General features: G+C 58.2%; 19 protein-coding genes. 8 read left to right on the forward strand and 11 right to left on the reverse strand.

Features of this window, described 5'->3' with window-relative positions; all coding sequences use genetic code 11:
• Positions 1–55: 55 nt before the first annotated feature.
• A complete protein-coding gene (gene ypfJ / locus ELE36_RS11870; RefSeq protein ID WP_129833553.1) occupies positions 56–964 on the reverse strand; it encodes a KPN_02809 family neutral zinc metallopeptidase in 909 nt (302 codons plus the stop codon).
• Positions 965–1,068: 104 nt separating this feature from the next.
• The gene (locus tag ELE36_RS11875; protein WP_129833555.1) at positions 1,069–1,632 is read right to left on the reverse strand and encodes a YaeQ family protein; all 564 of its coding nucleotides are present in this window, start codon (positions 1,630–1,632) and stop codon (positions 1,069–1,071) included.
• 121 nt (positions 1,633–1,753) lie between these two features.
• Between ELE36_RS11875 and ELE36_RS11880 the strand changes: the two genes are divergently transcribed.
• The 6 genes from ELE36_RS11880 (at position 1,754) to ELE36_RS11905 (ending at position 9,729) form a co-directional block, all read left to right on the forward strand.
• Positions 1,754–6,127 (forward strand): DEAD/DEAH box helicase, encoded by a 4,374-nt coding sequence (locus ELE36_RS11880; protein WP_129833557.1) that lies wholly within the window; start codon positions 1,754–1,756, stop codon positions 6,125–6,127.
• Positions 6,128–6,283: 156 nt separating this feature from the next.
• Positions 6,284–6,679, forward strand: coding sequence for a VOC family protein (locus tag ELE36_RS11885; protein ID WP_207215763.1), 396 nt, complete (start codon positions 6,284–6,286; stop codon positions 6,677–6,679).
• Between the two features lie 560 nt (positions 6,680–7,239).
• Entirely contained in the window at positions 7,240–7,920 is a 681-nt protein-coding gene (locus ELE36_RS11890; RefSeq protein WP_129833560.1) for a DUF4145 domain-containing protein, read from the forward strand.
• Between the two features lie 55 nt (positions 7,921–7,975).
• Positions 7,976–8,269, forward strand: coding sequence for a hypothetical protein (locus ELE36_RS11895; protein ID WP_129833562.1), 294 nt, complete (start codon positions 7,976–7,978; stop codon positions 8,267–8,269).
• A gap of 308 nt (positions 8,270–8,577) precedes the next feature.
• Positions 8,578–8,997: a hypothetical protein gene (locus ELE36_RS11900; protein WP_129833564.1), complete on the forward strand. Its 420-nt coding sequence runs from the start codon at positions 8,578–8,580 to the stop codon at positions 8,995–8,997.
• Positions 8,998–9,051: 54 nt separating this feature from the next.
• Positions 9,052–9,729, forward strand: a complete 678-nt coding sequence (locus tag ELE36_RS11905; RefSeq protein ID WP_129833566.1) for a phytanoyl-CoA dioxygenase family protein — start codon at positions 9,052–9,054, stop codon at positions 9,727–9,729.
• 39 nt (positions 9,730–9,768) lie between these two features.
• Here ELE36_RS11905 and ELE36_RS11910 read toward each other — a convergent pair whose 3' ends face one another.
• Complete coding sequence (locus ELE36_RS11910; RefSeq protein WP_207215764.1) at positions 9,769–10,731, reverse strand: CPBP family intramembrane glutamic endopeptidase; 963 nt, start codon at positions 10,729–10,731, stop codon at positions 9,769–9,771.
• Between the two features lie 198 nt (positions 10,732–10,929).
• Here ELE36_RS11910 and ELE36_RS11915 point away from each other — a divergent pair, with 198 nt between their 5' ends.
• A complete protein-coding gene (locus tag ELE36_RS11915) occupies positions 10,930–11,670 on the forward strand; it encodes a hypothetical protein (protein ID WP_129833569.1) in 741 nt (246 codons plus the stop codon).
• A gap of 202 nt (positions 11,671–11,872) precedes the next feature.
• Here ELE36_RS11915 and ELE36_RS11920 read toward each other — a convergent pair whose 3' ends face one another.
• Complete coding sequence (locus ELE36_RS11920) at positions 11,873–13,771, reverse strand: M61 family metallopeptidase (RefSeq protein ID WP_207215765.1); 1,899 nt, start codon at positions 13,769–13,771, stop codon at positions 11,873–11,875.
• A 101-nt stretch (positions 13,772–13,872) separates the two neighbouring features.
• Positions 13,873–15,087: an acyltransferase family protein gene (locus ELE36_RS11925; RefSeq protein WP_129833571.1), complete on the reverse strand. Its 1,215-nt coding sequence runs from the start codon at positions 15,085–15,087 to the stop codon at positions 13,873–13,875.
• Between the two features lie 153 nt (positions 15,088–15,240).
• Here ELE36_RS11925 and ELE36_RS11930 point away from each other — a divergent pair, with 153 nt between their 5' ends.
• The gene (locus tag ELE36_RS11930) at positions 15,241–16,149 is read left to right on the forward strand and encodes a LytTR family DNA-binding domain-containing protein (protein WP_129833573.1); all 909 of its coding nucleotides are present in this window, start codon (positions 15,241–15,243) and stop codon (positions 16,147–16,149) included.
• 7 nt (positions 16,150–16,156) lie between these two features.
• Here the strand turns inward: ELE36_RS11930 and ELE36_RS11935 are convergent, their stop codons facing one another.
• The 6 genes from ELE36_RS11935 to ELE36_RS11960 all read right to left on the reverse strand — a co-directional run bounded on the left by ELE36_RS11935 (position 16,157) and on the right by ELE36_RS11960 (position 20,617).
• Positions 16,157–16,513, reverse strand: coding sequence for a DUF6869 domain-containing protein (locus tag ELE36_RS11935; RefSeq protein ID WP_129833575.1), 357 nt, complete (start codon positions 16,511–16,513; stop codon positions 16,157–16,159).
• A gap of 73 nt (positions 16,514–16,586) precedes the next feature.
• Positions 16,587–16,931, reverse strand: a complete 345-nt coding sequence (locus ELE36_RS11940; RefSeq protein WP_129833577.1) for a GFA family protein — start codon at positions 16,929–16,931, stop codon at positions 16,587–16,589.
• A 66-nt stretch (positions 16,932–16,997) separates the two neighbouring features.
• A complete protein-coding gene (locus ELE36_RS11945; RefSeq protein ID WP_129833579.1) occupies positions 16,998–17,603 on the reverse strand; it encodes a rhomboid family intramembrane serine protease in 606 nt (201 codons plus the stop codon).
• A gap of 108 nt (positions 17,604–17,711) precedes the next feature.
• Positions 17,712–18,713, reverse strand: a complete 1,002-nt coding sequence (locus ELE36_RS11950) for an NAD(P)H-quinone oxidoreductase (RefSeq protein WP_129833581.1) — start codon at positions 18,711–18,713, stop codon at positions 17,712–17,714.
• Between the two features lie 34 nt (positions 18,714–18,747).
• Positions 18,748–19,809, reverse strand: a complete 1,062-nt coding sequence (locus tag ELE36_RS11955) for an acyltransferase family protein (protein WP_129836846.1) — start codon at positions 19,807–19,809, stop codon at positions 18,748–18,750.
• Positions 19,810–19,846: 37 nt separating this feature from the next.
• Positions 19,847–20,617, reverse strand: a complete 771-nt coding sequence (locus ELE36_RS11960; RefSeq protein WP_129833583.1) for a PDZ domain-containing protein — start codon at positions 20,615–20,617, stop codon at positions 19,847–19,849.
• Positions 20,618–20,756 lie beyond the last annotated feature (139 nt).

Below are 20,756 nucleotides of genomic sequence, written 5' to 3' on the forward strand. Positions count from 1 at the left end.
AACGTCGCGCCTGCCTTAGAACGCAGCAGCAGGCGCGACGGGGTTAGTTTTTCTGCTACAGCGTGGCCGCCTTGAACGTATCGCAGCGGCCAATATCGCCGCCGTCGAAACCTGCGCGGAACCAGCGCTGACGCTGCTCGGACGTACCGTGCGTGAACGAATCCGGCGAGGCATAACCGCGCGACTGTTTCTGCAATCTATCATCGCCCACCGCGCTCGCCGCATTCATTGCCGCTTCGATATCGCCGGCTTGCAGCCACTGCAACTGTGCCTGCGATTTGTTCGCCCAGACACCGGCGAAACAATCAGCCTGCAACTCCTGGCGCACCGACAAACCGGTCGCACCTTCCATCGCCGCACCGCGCGCGCGCTGTTTCTCGACCGCATCAAACACGCCGATCTGGTTCTGCACGTGATGGCCGACTTCGTGCGCAATCACATACGCTCGTGCGAAATCGCCGCTGGCGTGAAAACGCGTATCCATCTCGTGGAAAAAATCCAGATCGAGATAAACGAGTTGATCGCCCGGGCAATAAAACGGCCCCATCGCCTCGGATGCCTGGCCGCAGGCCGAGCGCACGCTGCCATGAAACAGATCGAGCTTGGGCCGCTGATATTGCGATCCGTTGGCCTTGAAATACGCTTCCCAAACATCTTCGGTGCTGGCCAGAATCACGCGCACAAACTTGGTCTGCGGATCATTGCTGGTGGCCGGTTGACCTGCCTGCGGTGCGACGCGCGGGGTGGATTGCACACTGCTGACGTCGCCGCCGCCGTTGCTGAGCAGCGACAGGATTTCCAGCGGATTCTTGCCGAGCAACAGGCTCACCACCACCACGATGGCGATACCGCCGAAGCCCAGATGAAAGCCGCCGAAGCGCATGCCACCGCCGCCTCCGCCACCACCGCCGCTACCATCGTCCTCGACTACGTTGTCGCTTTCGCGGCCTTTCTGCCAATCCATAAATAGTCCTTTGCACGGCGCTGGGATAAGGGTTGATGACGCGGATGAACACTACTCCGGCATACGCTGCAGTGGCAAGCGTCACCGCAACGTTTCGATAAGGCCTAGCGGTTTTGCTGCATGCTGATCGGCAGGCGTCGTATCACGAGTTCGATATCGACGCTGATGTCATCGCGCATGAGCTGGATCTGGCCGTCCTGAATCAGGCATTGCAGCTGCATATTGCGATTGGCCAGCGCCGCGATTTGCTGCACGCAGGTTGCCGGCAGATCGATCACGCTGAGGTTCTTGCTGCGCTCCAGCGCGGGGGCGATTTTGTCCCACCAGATTTCCGCACTGCGACCGCTGTAGCTGTAGACGATCACTTGCCGCGCACGGCCGCATGCTTGGCGGATGCGCTGCTCGTCGGGCTGGCCGATCTCGATCCAGACATCGATCGCGCCGGTCAGATCCTTCTGCCACAGATCCGGCTCGTCATCGTCGCTCAGGCCTTTGCCGAACGTCAAAAACTCATGCGCATTCAGCGCGAACGCGAGCAATCGCACCATCAGTCGCTCGACGGTTTCGGACGGATGCTGCGCCAGTGTCAGGATATGCGACGCGTAATAATTACGATCCATGTCGCTGATCTGCAGATCGGCTTTGTAAACGGTTGCTTTGGGTGCCAAGGGATATCTCGTCTGCGGGTTAATCGCAAGGATGACGACCTGACGCAGCCGACGCAAACATTTCGCCGACGTCGCGATTTCCGCACGTTGGTTTAACGCCGCATGGCACAATATTATTCTCATGCCAAACCGTGTATTCCACCCCGCCGTAGCCGCCTGGTTCGAGCGCACGTTTAGCGCGCCGACACCGGCGCAGGCGCAAGCGTGGCCGGCTATTCAGTCCGGCCGGCACGTGTTGATCGCGGCACCCACGGGTTCGGGTAAAACGCTCGCGGCGTTTCTTGCGGCGATCAATGCGCTGGTCGAGCGCGGCATGCAGATGCCGCTACCCGACGAAACCGTGTTGGTTTACGTCTCGCCGCTGAAAGCGCTGTCGAACGACATCCGCATCAATCTCGACGCGCCGATCGCGGGCATTCGCGAAGAGCTGCTGCGGCTCGGTCTGCCCGATGTTGAAATCCGCACCGCGGTGCGCACCGGCGATACGCCGCAGTCCGAGCGCACGCTGATGCGCAAACGGCCGCCGCATATTCTCGTGACCACGCCGGAATCGTTGTACATCCTGCTCGGTTCGGAATCCGGCCGGCAGATGCTGGCAACTACGCGCAGCGTAATCGTCGATGAAATTCACGCGCTCGCGCCGAACAAGCGCGGCAGTCACCTGGCATTGTCACTCGAACGGCTCGAAGCTTTATGCGAACGCCGACTCGTGCGTATCGGCCTGTCGGCGACGCAAAAACCGATCGAGGAAGTCGCGCGTTTTCTGGTCGGCACTGGCGGCGTGTTGCCCGATGGCGCCGCGGATTGCGAGATCGTCGACACCGGCCATACGCGGCATCGCGATCTCGCCATCGAAGTGCCGGCAGCGCCGCTCGAAGCGATCATGTCCGGCGATGTCTGGCAGCAGGTTTACGATCGCCTTGCCGAGCTGATCGCAAGTCATCGCACCACGTTGATTTTCGTCAACACGCGGCGCATGGCCGAACGGGTCGCGCGTTATCTCAGCGAACGCCTCGGCAAGGATGCGATCACCTCGCATCACGGCAGCATGGCCAAGGATCAGCGCCTCGATGCCGAGCAACGCCTGAAGCGCGGCGACTTGCGCGCGCTGGTCGCCACGGCGTCACTGGAACTCGGCATCGATATTGGCGCGGTCGATCTGGTTTGTCAGCTCAGTTCGCCGCGCTCTATCGCTGCGTTTTTGCAACGTGTGGGACGTTCCGGCCATGCCGTCGGCGGCACACCGAAAGGACGGTTGTTACCGCAGTCGCGCGACGATCTCGTGGAATGCAGTGCGCTGCTGCACGCCGTGCACGAAGGCGAACTCGATACGCTGAAACTCATCCGCAAACCGATCGATGTCCTCGCGCAACAGATCGTCGCCGAAGTCGCGAGCCGTGATTGCGACGAGGCCGAATTGTTCGATCTCATGCGCCGCGCGTATCCGTTCGCCGAACTCACGCGTGACGAATTTACCGCCGTTGTGCGTATGCTCGCCGAAGGTTTCACGACGCGTCGTGGTCAACGTGCGGCTTACATCCATCGCGATGCGGTTAACGGCATTTTGCGCGCGCGTCAGGGCGCACGACTGACCGCGCTGACCTCGGGTGGCGCGATTCCCGACACCGCCGATTATCAGGTTGTGGTCGAGCCGCAATCGCATGTCGTCGGCACCGTGCATGAAGACTTTGCGGTCGAGAGTCTGGCCGGCGATATCTTCCAGCTCGGCAACACCTCGTACCGGATTTTACGAGTCGAACGCAGCGTGGTGAGAGTCGAGGATGCGCAAGGCGCGCCACCGAGCATTCCGTTCTGGCTCGGTGAAGCGCCGGGTCGCAGCGATGAACTTTCGCATGCGGTATCGCGATTGCGCGCGCAGATTTCCGAACGCCTCGATACGGGTGTCGGCAGCGCAATGGCGTGGCTGACGAACGAGATCGGCATCGCGCCCGCAGCCGCGCAGCAACTCGTCGATTATCTCGGCAGCGCGAAGATCGCACTCGGACTGTTGCCGACGCAAACCGATCTGGTGATGGAACGTTTTTTCGACGAATCCGGCGGCACCCAGCTCATCATCCACTCGCCGTTCGGCAGCCGTATCAATCGCGCCTGGGGTCTTGCGCTGCGCAAGCGTTTTTGTCGCAAGTTCAACTTCGAGCTGCAGGCCGCCGCGACCGAAGACGCGATCATTCTGTCGTTATCGACCAGCCACAGTTTTCCGCTGGATGATGTCGCGCGTTATCTGCATTCGGCGTCGGTGAAAGATGTGCTGATCCAGGCCTTGCTCGACGCGCCGATGTTCGGCGTGCGCTGGCGCTGGAACGCCGCCACTGCACTGGCGCTGCCGCGTTACGCTGGCGGCAAGAAAGTTCATGCGCAACTGCAGCGTATGAAATCCGAAGACCTGCTCGCGACGGTGTTTCCCGATCAGGTGGCTTGCGCCGAAAACCTCGTTGGCGAACGTGAAATTCCGCAGCATCCGCTGGTCGATCAGACCTTGCACGATTGCCTGCACGAAGCGATGGATATCGATGGCTTGATCGCGCTGTTGCATGCGCTGGAGCACGGCGATATTCGCATCGTCGCACGCGAACTCACCGCGCCCTCGCCGCTCGCCGCGGAAGTTCTCAGCGCGCGTCCGTACGCCTTTCTCGACGACGCGCCGCTCGAAGAACGCCGCACGCTAGCGGTATCGAGCCGGCGCTGGACCGACCCCGAAAGCGCCGAGGATCTCGGTCGCCTCGATGCCGATGCAATCGCTGCCGTGCGCGAAGAAGCGTGGCCGGAAGCGCGCAACGCCGACGAGTTGCATGATGTGCTCATGGGGCTCGCATTTCTTACCGCCAATGAAACAAACATCACGACCGCGTGGCCGGCGTTTCTCGAAAACCTGCTGCTGCAACGCCGTGTGACGCGGCTGCGTTTGTGCGCCGATACCACGCAGGAAATCTGGATTGCCGCTGAGCGTCTGCCGCAATTCATGGTGGTGTTTCCGCTCGCCATACGCGAACCGCCGATCGATGCGCCGCCGGAATTCGCCGCAATCGCATGGACCGCGGAAACCGCGCTGGTCGACATCGTGCGCGCACGCATGAGCGGGCTCGGCCCGACCTACGCTGAAGTGCTCGCCACATCGCTGGCGTTGTCGGGCAGCGATATCGAAGCGGCACTGCTCGCACTCGAGTCCGAGGGTTATGTCATGCGCGGACATTTCAGTGCACCGTCGGGCACGATCGAATGGTGCGAGCGCCACCTGCTCGCGCGCATCCATCGCTACACCGTCAAGCGCCTGCGCCGCGAAATCGAACCGGTCGAACCGCGCGACTTCATGCGCTTCCTGTTCGAGTGGCAACGAGTCGCACCCGGCAGCCAAGTCAGCGGCCCGGATGCGCTAGCGAATATCCTCGCTCAGCTCGAAGGTTTCGAAGCGCCTGCGGGCGCGTGGGAGTCGGAAATTCTGCCGGCGCGCGTGAGCGGTTACGAGATTTCGTGGCTCGATGATTTGTGCACGTCCGGCCAGATCACGTGGACGCGTTTGCGCGCGGTCGCCAATGCGCAGCAGCGCGAACATCGCGGCAACGGCCCTGTGCGCGCGACACCGATCGTGCTGCTGCAACGGCGCAATCTGACGCAGTGGAATACGCTGGCCGCACGCGTAACCGACGATGCGACAACGAGCCTGTCATCTCGCGCGCAAGCCGTCGCCGATCATCTCGCGAGCCACGGCGCTTCGTTTTTCACCGAGCTCATGGATGCGACGCGCTTGTTGCACACCGAACTCGAAGACGCGCTCGGCGAACTGGTCGCGGCGGGTCGCGTCAACTCCGACAGTTACGCCGGTTTGCGCGCACTGCTCGTGCCTGCATCGAAACGCGCATCGGCACATTCAAGGCATGGGCGACGACGCGTCTCGCTGTTCGGCATCGAACACGCCGGGCGCTGGACTCTAGTGCGACGCACCGCAAACGTCGAACCTGGTGGCCCACAAAAAAATGGCTACGCGCCCGAACTTGTCGAGCAGATCGCGATGACCTTGCTGCGCCGTTACGGCGTGGTGTTCTGGCGTTTGCTCGAACGCGAGGCGGCATGGTTGCCCCCATGGCGCGACTTGCTGCGCGTATTCCATCGGCTCGAAGCGCGCGGCGAAATCCGTGGCGGACGATTTGTCGCGGGATTATCCGGCGAACAATTCGCGCTGCCCGACGCGATCGGCGTGATGCGCAAAATCCGCCAGCAAGAACGCAATAGCACGCTGGTCAATCTCAGCGGCGCCGACCCACTGAATCTGGTCGGCACCGTGCTTGCCGGCAACAAGATACCGAGCTTGACCGGATCCCGCGTGTTTTATCGCGACGGCGTACCGATCGCGACCTTGGTCGCCGGCCTGTTCACGCCGCTCGAAGTCATGGATGAAGCAGCAGAATGGACGGCGCGAAACCAACTGCTGCGTGATACGACATCGCCGATGGTTGCCGTGGATGCGCAAATGCAATAGCGCCAGTTTTGCTAACGAGACGAGTTTGCCCATTCAGCTCACAACAATAAAATCGAGATTGAAAGCGGTTCGCATCACTCACGTAAAACCAATTCGATCCACTTCCAATTCTGTGCTGGGGTTCAAATGCCAAACTTACCGAAGTCCGGTGCCGTATTGTTCGCCAAAGAACTGCCGCGTTTGGCGACGTTTTATGAGAGACTTTTGTCGATGACCATAGTCGTAGCTGAAAAAGATCACATCGTGTTGGAATCAGATGTCTTTCAACTCGTGCTGCATTCCCTCCCGAAGCAGGTCGCCAAGTCGATCACGATCACTTCCCCACCGACACGGCGCACGGACGTTCCGGTGAAGCTGTTCTTCCCCGTGCCCAGCATCGCCGACGCGCGAATAAAAGCCGCAGCGTTGGGCGGCAGGCTGAATCCCGAAAGCAAAGAATGGGAAGCACGCGGATTCCGCGCGTGTGATGGCAACGATCCCGAAGGCAATATCGTGCAATTTCGCGAGAATGCACAGGTCGGAAAAATGCCACCGAACTGCTTCCCCGAATAGTCAGCATTCGCTACCCGTATTTATGCCGATAGATCATCTGCAAAATATTAGGCGGCCTAAATCGGGGAATCAGGCATTTCTTGCCTGAACGACGAGCATTTATATGCTATCCATCTAGAATCGCGTTGGAGTTGTTGACTTTAGAACGCCTCAAAGCAACACTCGCCGCATTTCTAATTCTAGTTAGCCCGTAATTGAGATGTCTGAGAAACTGGAAAAACCCATCGCTGTTTGCTCGAATTGCGGTCGTACAACGCGATACGCGCCCGCCATTCACCAAACTTGCGGCAACAAGGTCGACGGCAAACGCTGCAAGGGCTCTTGGGGTAGCGCGATTGGAGTCAACGACTGGGCAGAGTGTCCGTCGTGCTCCGCAACCGGACGCGAAGGCTTCAATCGATGCTCGCAATGTTCTGGTGACGGCTGGCTTTACGTGCGCAAGTAGGTTACGGGCTAACTATTCGCTCAAGCGGACCGCTGCGAGTCGGCACGGTGTAAGATCAAACTCTTTCGCGGCAGCGGCCGCTTAGCTCAAGCGTTAGCCTTCCCGAGGAACTTTCATGGCGTTTGAATACTTTCCGCCTCAACTTGGCAAAGGCGAATATCATTGCCCGTACTGCAATGTTTACGCCAAACAGTTCTACGCCCACTTGTGCACGTTCGGTCAATTCGAATGGTCAAGCGTTGTTGACCGACAATCTAAGTTCAACTCGTCTCTTCCACACAATTGGATCGTTACGAGATGCCAGCATTGTGAGAACTTCGCGCTCTGGATTGGTGACAATCTAGTCCATCCAAAAAGAACGATTGCTCCTCCGCCAAATGACGATCTTTTGCAAAGTATCAAGGATGATTACCTAGAAGCTGCAAGCATTCTTTCTGACTCCCCGCGCGCTGCCGCAGCACTGCTTCGGCTGGCACTGCAAAAGTTATGCGTCCAATTGGGTGAGAAAGGGGTCAACATCAATCAAGATATCAAAGCTCTGGTGGTTAAGGGGTTAAACCCACTCGTGCAAAAGTCTCTAGATGCACTAAGAATCACCGGTAACAACGCGGTTCATCCCGGTGAAATAAATCTGTCCGAGCAGCCAGAGCGTGTAATTAAGCTCTTTGACTTGATCAACTTTATTGCAAACAAGTTAATCACGGAGCCTCACGAAATTGAGGGCTTCTACGAAGCATTGCCGCCAGATGCGTTGAGTGCTGTAGAACAGCGGGACAGGAATCCGCAAAAAGGCTAACAATTCATTCGAGGCGGACGGCTACGCCGCCGCTCAACTCAAGCGTTAGACGGCCATGACACATTCAATTGAGCTCGATGAAGAAGAACTCCAGACTATTGGCCGCGCAGCTCGTAGCGTCAAACTCTGGCGCTATGGAAAGTGGGTTCAAGTACTCTCTGGGCTCTTCTTACTTGGTTTTTCTTTCTGGCTGATTCATGAGGGACATGGCCGCGGTTCTTGGGGTGGTATTCCGCATTTCGTATTCGGTGCATTTGGCGGTCCGCTGGTAATTCAAGCCTTTGTCTCCAATCGCTTTCGTGAGCAGAGATTGCTTCTAAAGCTGTATGAAGCCCAAGGTGACACCTAGGCCCTCTAACAATTCATTCAAGCCGTGATGATAGTTCCTGCGGTTTAGTGGACACCCTGAACTAACCACTCAGGAGTCCGATACTTGCTACCGTTTAGTGCCCCCTGCGCGCTTGCAATTCATGACCAGATCTCGGGAACGGTCGATCTCATTCGCATTCTATTGTGGTAGATCCCGACGAAATTGAATTTGTTCTTGAGAATGCGCCCTGACCATTCCGACCAGTGGACCGCTACAGCGAGTCCGCGCTATCGTTACTCCCACCGCAGCAGCAGCTACTTACCTCACGAACGGGTTTTCACGAATCGATGCTTGTCACCCTCGCCCGTTTTCTCGACCCTTGGGAAGCCTACGTTGTACGGGCACGACTCGACGCTGATGGCATTCCCGCTACCGTGGCATTGGCCAATCATGCCATCGCAGATTGGCCAATGTCGCTGGCGCTCGGTGGCACGCTCGTGCAGGTGCCCGCAGGTTTCCTGGAGCAGTCTCGGCAGATCCTCTCTGACTACGATGCGGGTGTTTTGGAAGATGAATTGAATGAGGTAATGGATTTACAAAGAGAGCACTGCCCACGCTGCGGCTCCACAGATTTTAAGCGTACTATGCGAAAGCGTAATCGTATATACGCAATTCTCATTATTCTCTTCTTTGCCATCTTCCCCGCTAGTCGAAATAGATTAATCTGTAAGAACTGTGGCTTTAGTTGGAATTGGGGCGAAGACTAATTTCTTATTCCCGCGGACGCGCTATGCGCCCCGTTCAATTATGGCGTAGACAGCATGACGAAGCGCGCGCAACTACATCGGGATGGCTATACCATGCTGCGTCGTGTGATTCCGATCACATGGCTCGATGAGCTTCGTATTGCCTTCGATGAAGGCGCGAAACCGTCGGATCAATGGGGCGTTCCGCGCCAAGCGAGCTGGCGGCATTCGTTGTTGGACCTTGATTCGAAGGTGCAGGCCGTTTGCCGCCTGCCGATGTTGCTGGCGGCCGTCGGCGAGTTGATCGGCGAACGGTTTTTCCTGTCGCAGGTAGAGGGGCGTGAGCCTTTGATGGGCTGCGGCCATCAGGCCTTGCATCGCGACTTCTCATTCCATCGCCCCGGCGATACGGTGCACGCGCTGGCGTATTTCGACGACTATGGCCCCGACAACGGAGCGACGCGTATCGTGCCCGGCAGTCATCGCCCGGCGCAGGATGATCCGCCGTTCAACTTCGATGATGAGTCCGGTTCGATGCAGCTCTCGGGTTGCGCGGGCGACATCCTCGTGTTTGATGCGGATCTGGTACATGCAGCCAGTCTGAACTCGACAGGCGCGCGTCGTCGGTCCATCTTGATCGGCTATTTTGTCGAGTCGCTGTACGCTTCACACCTCAAAACGGCGAAGCTCCGCAGCGTACGCATGGATACAACGGAGCGGTTCGATCCATCGGACTACTCACTGAGTGAGTGACACCGTCCTTGTCATTTTTTTACCTCACTAGCTCCGCGATCAAGATCTTGCGCGGGTGCCGCGCCAACGCCAGAGCAAAGCGACGGTGATCAGGTCGACAATCACCGCGAACATGCTGGCCTCGGGTCCGAACTTGCCGCCGGTCACCCACTGCGGTTTGTCGAGTATCTCCGCATGCAGCCAACCCGCTTGCGCGAAGCCACTCACATCGAAACCGAGCAAGGCGCCTTGGGCCCAGTTCCAGCCGAAGTGGATGCCGATGGGCAGGGCCAAGCTGCGCGTGCGCAAGTAAGCCAGACCAAGCAGGATGGCGCCCAGTGCCGTGTCGATCATCGCCAGGACTTGGGTGGTTGGCTCCATGCCGGGGTTATCCCAGTGCGCGATAGCAAACAGCAGCGCGAGGCTGATCTGCGCGATCCAGATGCCGGCGCCATCGACCATGCGTTGGAACACGAAGCCGCGAAACAGCGTCTCCTCGAACAACGCTACGCAGGCAAAAACCCATGCGGCCGAACCCAGCGCCGCCAGACTACGAGCGGGGTCGAGCGACAGTTGCGCGCCTCCGGTCGCCACGATCAGTGCAGCAATCGCCAACATCGCGGCGGTGCCAATGCCTACCCCAACGCCCACCTCCTTAGCCCAGCGCCGATCCATCTCGAAGCCCACGCTGGACAAGCGCTGGCGACGCAGCCGCACGCAAGCCCAAGTAACAAGTAGCGCGAAGATGAAAGGCAATGGTTGTAACCACGCCGCATCGAAATTCAGATGCTGGATGGCTTGCGAAACCGGGTGATAGACAAATCGGCTGGCCACGAACAAGACGAGGAAGATCACGATCCAGACGCCGTTGCGGAGTTGTCCTTCGGGATTGCAGAAAAATGCTCGCATGTTCGCTTCCTTGCCTCGGCTGTGGGGTGCACGCATCTTCGTGGCTGACCGCGCCAGCGTAAATAGGCCATGCGTAACCATGTCTTTCGTCATGCGCGGCGGTTTGATTTGCACATCGGCTGCGTTCTTCGTCCATCGACAGCAGTCGCGGAATCATGTGCAACACCTCGTATCGCAGCATCGCCGACTCTCTTGATCGTCTCGCTTTTTGCGGGCAAGATCGCGGGCTAGTTTTTCAAAAAAAATTGTTCGAATGCGTGGCGTGAGCACCGCGCGGAACACGACCATCCGCAACTATTTTTAGGACCATTCATGGCCGTTGACTACGTACTGAAATTTCCCTGCGAAGTTCGAAAAAACGTGCCAGAGGAAAAGCTCGTGACTCTGGTCGGTTACATGAGCTTGGCCGAGTTTGCTGTTGCGGAAATCCGCAAATCCAACCCCGCCGTGCCGATGGAAACGATCCTCGGCAAATACGAGGTGCACGTAAACCAAACGAGGCCGGATGGGACCACGGTGCAGACTCCCATGACGGTCGGGCAGCTAGTAGCGCAGGCACAATCGATAAGTCAGTACCGGGCACAATGTTCACCATGTCGCGCCAACATCGCAGATCGGCCGTTCGGCTGCATTGCCAAGATCAATTACCCGATCAGCAAGGAGTCTGAGCAATGGCTTTTGTCCAGGCTTCCAAACGATAGCAACGATACGAATCTGGTGACGCTGTTCCGGTTTCTGTCTGACGTCAAGATCGACGGCCGCCCAGTCGATACGATGCGAGAAAGACTGTTCGAACTGAAGGAGCCGCTGGTTCGGCGTTGGGGAGTGTGGCCCGACCAGAAACAGGTGACGTCCAGTCAGATCATCCACATGCTTGCATTCGGTGGCGACATCGGGCCTCAGCAGGCTGCGCTGTACACGAAACTACTCGGACTGGCTGCCGTGCTATCTGAGCCCCATCCACCCTCAAGCAATATCGAGCAGTTCAAGACACTGATGTGCGCGATTGTCATGTCCGGAAGATTGAATTCAGCAATCAGTGTGGATGCTTGAAGCGCAAAATTTGCATCTCAGGTTTACGACAACACAGGTTTATCTATTCGCTACCGCGTGGTTACGGTATTGCTGCCGCTGTTCGTCGCCCAGACGTGCGCGCCCATCAAATGCTAGGCCAACAGGCGCGATACCGAATAGGTGGCGATAGGCGAACGTCGGATAACGCGGCGGCGCCGCTCATCCGACCTACGATTCGAACTCAATGCCGTGCGGCGAGGATGTCGCTCAATCGATCCTTGCTGCCGCTGACTCTTTCGAGGTGCGGATAACGCAGGCCGTCGTGGTAGTCGATGTGCAGGGTTTCGTAGTGATCGAGATTTTCGATCAGCACATCGATCGGCTTGGCATTGCCCTTGGCTGCGGTGATTGCATCCTTGAGTTCATCGCTGCTGAAGCTGATGCCGTTAACTGCGATCAGTTTCATGCCCGCGGCGAGGCCGGCTTTGAATGCGGGGCCGTTCCACAATACATCGCTGATGCGGCCGTCCTTGCTGCTGAGGCTCAGGCCGAGCGAATAGCTCAAGTCGGCAATTTTGCGTTGCTTCTGCACATCCTCGCCATACAAATTCGGCTTGTCGGTGTAGACGAGTTTCCAGCCCGAGCGCGCGATACCGTCGAGCGGCGCGCCGGGGCCGTGACCATCAAGGCGCGTTTTCAGGAAGCTCGCCCAGTCGAACTTCTGTACGCCATCGAGAGTTTTCACGACGTCATCGAATGTGTAGGTGAGCGGCGCGACACGCCCGTTCTCCACGCCGAAAAACGCATGCGCAAAATCATCGAGCGAACGCCTGCCGTTGCTGAGTTCGCGAATCTTGGTATCCGCGTCGAGCCAGATCAGCTGGCCTTCGGAATAATAATCCTGCATGCGCTGCCAGTTGCTCCACGGCATCGCACGTTTGTAGGCGAGGATCGGCTGGAAGGTGGTGTCCTGCAGATTGCGCCAGATACGGCCTTCGCGATGATCGAAAGTTGCCGCTACCAGTGCGAGCGATTCACGCGCCTGCTCCGCGTTGAGCAGGCCGGCACGCGCGGCGAGCACGTTGCCCCAGTATTGCGTCTGGCCTTCGTATACCCAGAGCAAACTATTACGCATCGGCACGTTGAAATTCGGCGTCCACAAATCCGCAGGGCGACGAAACTTTCCATTCCACGAATGCGTGTATTCGTGCGCGAGCAGGTCGCGACCGGCGAATTTTTTCGCATCGGTCAGATACTCGCGGAACGTGCCGTTTTCGCTGGATTGGCCGTGCTCCAGACCGATGCCGCTGAAGTTATCCGACAACGCCAGCAACAGATCGTAATGCGCATAATGTTGCGCACCATAAAGTTTGTAGGCTTGCTGCACCAGCGCCAGATGCGTGGCGAGAATTTCGGGTTTGGCATCGAGGTATTTCGCGGCATCGGCCACTACATCCAGATGCACCGGCGGTGTCGCGTTTGGCGCAAGATCAAAGCGCTTGAAATACTTGCCTGCAAACAACGGCGAATCGACCAGCATTTCGAGCGAGGTTGGTTTGAAGTGCGTGTTGTCGGCCTCCGCGTTCGCTGTTTCCAGCGCCGTGCCGAATTGCCAGCCGGACGGCAATTTGATCGTCGGTTCGATCGTGATCTGCGACGAATAATGTCCGGCCGGATACAGCAGCACGGTATTCCATTGCAGGCCGATGATTTCCGGCGTGACGACGATGCGGCCTTCATCGCGATCAAGCGGCGAGACGAACTCGAAATCCAGAATCAGTCGGGTTGCGCCTTGCGGCACATCAATGTGAAACGCAAATACCTCGAATGGATCGCGCCGCCATTCGATGCGCTGGCCGTTGGCGGTGATCGTCAGCCCGACCATCTGCTCGATCGGCCCGGTTGGCGAATGATTGCCGGGCAACCATTGCGGATACAGCAACGTCAGCGCGCCAGCCGTAACCGGGATTTCCTCGTGCACACGGAAGATGCGACGACTCAAGTCGGTGAGGTCCACGTTCAACGCGATGTTGCCCGCATACGCAGTGTCGACCGGTGCGGCGATCGATTGCGCGAAAGCGGAATCGGTGCCGATCGCAGCGGCAAGAATCAAAACGGACAACGACAAAAAACGCAGCATCGGAACCTCATAAAGCCAATGATCGGGAAGATAGCGAGCGTCAACGGGCGCTCGTCATCTTCCGATCATAAGGCATCGTGCGGTCTGCTTGCAGCAGCCTCTCAGCGCACGTCATCCGCTATCGATGCGAGCGCGATAACCGCTACGGCGGGAGCTGCGAATGGGCGCCGCGACGACATGGATTTCAAGCCGAACAGGGGTCGCAGTAGCGCGGTGCGACGTATCACGAACTCGTGCAGCAGCGCACAGCCGCCAACCGTGGCGATGATTACCAACACGGGTTCAAGTACCGGCCCAAGATGCAGCGGAATCAGCCAGTAGGCGACCAGAACAATCAAACTCTGATGCAGCACGTACCAAGGGAATACCGCCTCGGTGGCGTAAGGCAACCAGCGGAATGGTCGGTTCAGCAGCGCATGGCCCCAGCCGAGTATCGTTAGCAGCGCGGTCCACAGATAGAAGCCGCGCATACAACGAACACCCGCCACCATCAGATCCGAAGGATGCTCGCCGAGCTGCAGATTCCATGCAACATAGATCGCGAATATCACCAGCGCCAACGCTAAAGTGACATGGCGCAAACGCAGCAACTCCTGCCACAGCGCAGTCGAACACGCCATCACATAACCGTACAGCAACACGCTGAAATACAACGCATGCTGGAACCAGTCGTGGATCAGATCGTTGGTGGTGGGGAAATATTTGGCAAGCGTGGTCAGATAAAGCACGAGTGGTAATGCCGGCAGCACGATCAAACCCGCACCGCGCAATCCGCACACAGCCGCCTGCAAACGTTTGCCGATACTCGATTCCAACGCCGGCAACAACACACACAACAGCAAGGTGTAGACCCACAGGTAGGCCAGATACCACAGGTGATTCCAGGTGATGCCGTATTGCCAGCCATCGAACGCGTCTTTCGGCCACGGCTGGAAACTCCAGTAGCGCAGCATGAATGCGCCAAAACCCGGCTCAACCAAGCCATTACTCACGCCTTGGCAATACGGCTGCACCGGCACGATGAAAAACATGCCGAACAATAGCGGCAGAAACAATCGCCACGTGCGTGACAGCGCAAATCGACCAGCCGCGCCAGCAGGATTAAACAAACCGATCGCCAGACCCGAGATCAGAAACAGCAGCGACATGCGCCAGCGATTCAGGAAAATCATCGGCCACTGCAGCCATTCATTCTGGTACTGACTTTTTACATGCCAGCCCCAGTCGGCCACGTACAACATGCAGACGTGGTACAGAATCAGCAGTGCGAATGCGATCACGCGCAGCGCATCGATATCGTAACGGCGGGTAGTCATGGCGGCAGTCCTCTCGAATCGGGCCTGCAGATTCGTGCTCGCCACGCGTTGCCACCAGCGCCAAGTGCTTGATTGACTGTGGTGAGGGATGAATCGTGGAGCGCAGGGACGAGTCGCACCCACGTTACGCGTCGGCAAGGCTAAAATGCGCGAATGCAAACATCCCCACCACGCACAGCCCTCGAACGATTCCAGCCGTGGCGACGCGTATTCGAAGTCGGATTCTGGATCGGCGTTTCACTGATCAATGCGATCGGCAACAGCATCACTACGCTGATGGATGTGCGTCGCGCCGGCTTGCCGTTCGCGAGCTGGGAGCCGGCGGTCTGGGAGTTCAGCAGCCACGCGCTGATTCTGGCGCTGATGCCGGCGGTGATCATATTCACTCGCCGACTGCCGCTGCACCTCGATACCTGGCGGCGCTTTTTGCCGTGGTATGCGCTGGCGAGCGTGGTCTGGTCGCTGCTGCATGTGCTCGGCATGATCGGCTTGCGCAAGCTAGCTTATATCGCGATGGGCCAATCCTATGGCTTCGACGGCTGGTGGGTCTTTCTCTACGAATACCTCAAGGACGTGCGCGGATTTATCGGCATGGTCGTAGTGATCCACAGCTATCGACTGCTACTGCGACGCATGCAGGGCGAAGCCAGTCTGCTCGATGCGCCGGACGAAGGTAGTGCGCCGGTGGAATCGGTGGAACGGCCCGAGCGTTTTCTGGTACGCAAGCTCGGTCGCGAATTTCTCGTCGCGGCCAACGATATCGAGTGGATTCAAGCCTCCGGCAACTATACCAACCTGCATGTGCGCGAACGCGATTATCCGTTGCGCAGCACGATCGCGGATATCGAAACGCGGCTCGACCCGAAACGCTTTGCGCGCGTGCATCGCAGCTATATCGTCAATCTCGACCAGCTCGCGATGATCGAACCGCTCGATAGCGGCGACGCACGTCTGCACTTGAAGGATGGCTCGACCCTGCCCTGCAGCCGACGTTATCGCACCGCGTTGCGCGAGCGTGTAGGTGCGGGATTGCGTGAAACGTTGGTGGCGCCGGCGGCCTGAGCAGACGCTACGCGCCGCCCTTCGTTTCTCTGATCAATCCGGGACGATCCCAAACTTTCTGGACTCGTGTCCAAACCTCATCGGACATCTGAAATTGCCATACGCTACCAAGCACGCGGGCAAACCTAGGATTCAAAAGTGCCTCTGCTTCCACGCGTTCTATGAACGCCTCACCGTGACACGAGAGCAAGTCTTCCAGCGGACCAGCGGCAAGCAAACCGAGGTATGGTTCTACGCGTGCATCGGCTACCGCACCGAGGATGGCGCGCCAGCCCTGCTCTGGGCGATTTGTAACTGTCCACTCGAAATCGAACGAGCCGGTCAAATTTGCAGACTCATCTTCAAGACGATTGGAGTCGGACACCCAAGCTGCCACTTGAGCCATTCCTCAAGCAATTGCGGAACAGTTTGTGTTTCTTCCATGGCGATAAAAAACCTTACAAGCTGCGCCCGTCGTAATGATTGATCTTGTAAGCCGACAGATCGACATTCTCCAGACAACGTACATTCACTGCCGCCATCGTCTGCCCGCCCAGCGTGCCTTCGCCGTATGGCGCACAGCCGCAGGTAGCGCAAAAGTGATGCTCGATCACGCGCTTGTTGAACAGGTAGGTCGAAACATCGGCCTCGGCAGTTTTGAGGCGCAATTTGTCGCGCGGCAAAAACCACATCAGCGCACCGCGCTTGCTGCAGATCGAGCAATTGCATTCCATCAGTTCGCCGATCTCGCCTTCGACCTCGAAACCGATTTTTCCGCAGTGACATGCGCCCTGATAAATCATTCTATTCTCCATCGATAAAGTTGAAGTAGCGCGAATATAACCCGCCAGCGACGACTCATCCAGAAATCAGAAACGCGGATTCGCCAATTGATTCAGGAAGCTGCCGAGCAAACTCGGATCGAGCGCGATCGCAAACACCACGCCATACGCCGCGCCCCACAAATGCGCGCTGTGATTGATATTGTCGGTGCCCTGCTTGCTCAGATAAAACGTATAGGCCAGATACAAACCGGCGTAGACGATCGCCGGCAGCGGCAGCACAAAAACGATGATCGTCGACCATGGATGCAGCAGGATAAAACCGAACAAGACCGCCGATACCGCACCCGATGCACCGAGGCTGCGATACGCCGCGTTCTCGCGATTCTTTAGGTAACTCGGCAGAATCGATGCGACCAGCGCACCGGCATAAAACAATTCGAAACCGACGCTACCGATCTGCCGCGTATAAAAACGCTCGGCCTCCGAACCGAAAAAATACAGCGTGATCATGTTGAACAGCAGATGTTGGAAATCCGCATGAATCAGGCCGTAACTGAGCAAACGGTAATACTGTTTGCCGGCGCTCACGGCGGGCGGCCACAGGATCAGCTCGTTCATCATCTTGAGATTTTGCAACGCGAGAAACGAGGTGACGCAGGTGATCGCAATGATCAGCAAAGTAATCGACATGATGGAAATTTTGATCCGGTTTCTGAAAAGACGCTGGCGCTCAGGCCGCGACTATTATCTCGCATCCGCGTGAGTTTTGGCGTCGATACGATTCCTATCGCAATGCATTCAATCGGCGATATGCAGCATGATCTTGCCGATATGTGTGCTGCGTTCCATGAGTTCATGCGCGGCAACGACTTCATCGAGTTTGAATACGCTGTCGATCACCGGAGCGCAACGTCCGGCGGCGAGCAGCGGCCAGACCCTTTCGCGCAGTTCGTTCGCGATCACACCTTTCTCGGCGCCGCTGCGCGGTCGCATCATCGAGCCCATGACGCTCGCGCGGCGGCGCATGAGTTCGGTGATATCCAGCTCGACTTTTGCACCCTGCATTGTCGCGACTTCGGCGAGGCGACCGTCCTTGGCGAGACAGCGCAAATTACGCGCGAAATACGGTGCACCGATGATGTCGAGAATCACGTCGACGCCACGGCCCGCAGTGAGTATTTCGATACGCTCGGAGAAATCCTGCTCGCGGTAATTGATGGCTGCAGTCGCGCCGAGTTTTTCGCAGGCCAGACATTTCTCGGCGCTGCCGGCAGTCGCATAAACAACGCCGGCGAATTCGCGCGCTAGCTGGATCGCAGTAATTCCGATGCCGCTGCTGCCACCATGCACAAGCAAGGATTCGCCTTTGCTTAGGTGCGCCATCTGGAAAATATTCGCCCACACCGTGAAGTAATTTTCCGGCAACGCCGCGGCGCGTATCGCATCGAACCCCCGCGGCCAGGGCAGGCATTGCAACGCCGGCGCAGCGCAATATTCAGCGTAGCCGCCGCCGTTGGTCAGCGCGCAAACCTTATCACCGAGAGAGAATCCACGCGCATCGTTTCCAAGCTCGACGATCTCGCCCGCAACCTCCAGGCCAATGATCGGACTCGCATCCGGCGGCGGTGGATACACGCCCCTGCGCTGACCGATATCCGGTCGATTCACGCCTGCGGCCAGCACACGAATCAGCACCTCCTGCGGCTTGATCTGCGGCAACGCGCCGCTGACCACATGCAGCACATCGGCCGCACCGGGACTGATCGCTTCGACATAACGCATTTGTTGCGGCAAGCTCATGGCATTCCTTTCGTTGTTCGATCAAGCGGTGATTTCAGATTTTCAGATGCCAGCCGCGCCGGTCACAGCACCACATCAACAGCCACCAGATGGTGGTGATCGCAATCGCGTAACTCAACGATGGCAGGTACGCGCCAAAATACGGCGTCATCCAGTCGGCGAACAAAAATCGATACAACGGCTGGCTGACATGCAGCAGCTCGAACAGACAGACCATGAGCCACGCGCCAGCGTACGCCGCAATTGCGTTGCTGCCAAAACTGCGACCGATCGCCTGCCAGCCGCGACGATCGATCAGCCAGTGCATCAACGCAAGTAGCAGCAGCGCCGCACCACCGGTCCACAACACAAACGACGATGTCCAAAGCTGTTTATTGAACGGGAAAATCATCGCCCAGACCAATCCGACGAGCATTGCCACGACGCCGAAATCCACAAGACGCTGCAGATTTTTTTCGCGCAGCCACATCCCGGCGCGCATGCCGAGCAAGGTCGTCGCGATCGCCGGGAATGTGCTCAACAGACCTTCGGGATCGTGCGCTTGGCCGCTCGTCGTATCGTACAAATACGCAGTCGATCCGAGCACCAGCGTATCGATGCGCGCGACCAGATTGCCATCAAAAGTGAGCGGCCCGGCCCATGCCAGCAGCGCCCAATATCCGAGCAGCAGCACACCAAACAGCAGCCATTGCGTGCGTGGTTTCAGATAGATCGCAGCGAGTCCGGCGGCGGCATAACACAGGCCGATGCGTTGCAGCACGCCCATGAAACGCAGATCGCGTTGATCGATGCACCAATGCGCGATCACGTTCAACAGCAGACCCAGCGCGAAGATGCGCAACGCGCGCCAGAGCACAGCACGTCGCAGCGCCGCGGTGTCCGCGCCGGCCAGCACACGCGGCGACAAACTCAACGCAATCGATACGCCGACGATGAACAGAAAAAATGGAAAAATGAAATCGGCGAACGTGCAGCCGTTCCATTCCGCGTGTTCCAGCGGCGCGTATACATGCGCCCAATCGCCGGGATCGTTAACGAGCAACATCGCCGCGACGGTAAGCCCGCGCAGCGCGTCGACCGATGCGTAACGTCGCATCTCAGACACGGGTGATCGCCCTGCCCGCTTGGCGCACCTAGTGATTGTGCGTGGTCGGCGGCAGCAAGCCGATACGAACGATGCGCGTGATCAAAACACCATCGCGACTGATGCCGAGCGTGACGCGCTTGCCGGCATTCGCGCGCAACAGATCCTGGAATGCGGCCTTGTTAGCGATCGGTTTGCCATCGACTGTCAGCACCGCGTCACCCGCCAGCAGATTCGCGGACGCCGCGGGTGTGCCGCCGATGATCGCGCCGAGATTCACGCCGCCGCTGACGCCGAGCGCCTGCTGCTCGGTCGCATTGAGATCGCGAAAACTCGCGCCAAACGGCGGCTTGAAATGTACGTAATACGCAGCGGTCAATGTGCTCGCGGTGTTGCTGCCAGCATCCGCAGCCGCACCGCCGCTGGAAACGTACAGCAGTATTTTGTCGGCGCCAACGCGCTGGCCTTGATGCAAGGCGATGCCGCGCATTTCCGGCGTGGTCGACGGATAAAATCCGTTGCCGATGCGCAAGTAACCCTGCCCGCCGAGTAGCTGTTCGTCGGAGGTCGGATTTTTTCCGTCACGCATCTCGGGATTTTCCGGCGCGGGTGCGGCGCGCAGTTCGGTAATCGCATCTGCGCTCCGGCCGATCAACGCCTCGTAGCGCCCCTGTTCAGGCGCGGGCGCCATGGTTGTGGTCGAGGTCGGTTCCTCGTGCAAAACCTGCTTGATCGTCGAACACGCGCTGAGCAGCAGCGTGCTTGAAAGCAAAAAATGCAACGCGGTCGAGCGCGAAAAAATGGTGGGGCGTAATGGCATGCGATTCTCAAATCAAGGCGTGGCGATGAACCTATCTTAGCGCCACGAAAGTTAGCACGCCGTTGCGTCGGGAATTGAAACTCTCGATACCGATGTGCGTAGCCGATCGATGCCACGCCTCTGTTGGAGACCCACTGGA

It is taken from the genome of Pseudolysobacter antarcticus, assembly GCF_004168365.1.
Classification (GTDB): Bacteria; Pseudomonadota; Gammaproteobacteria; order Xanthomonadales; family Rhodanobacteraceae; genus Pseudolysobacter; species Pseudolysobacter antarcticus.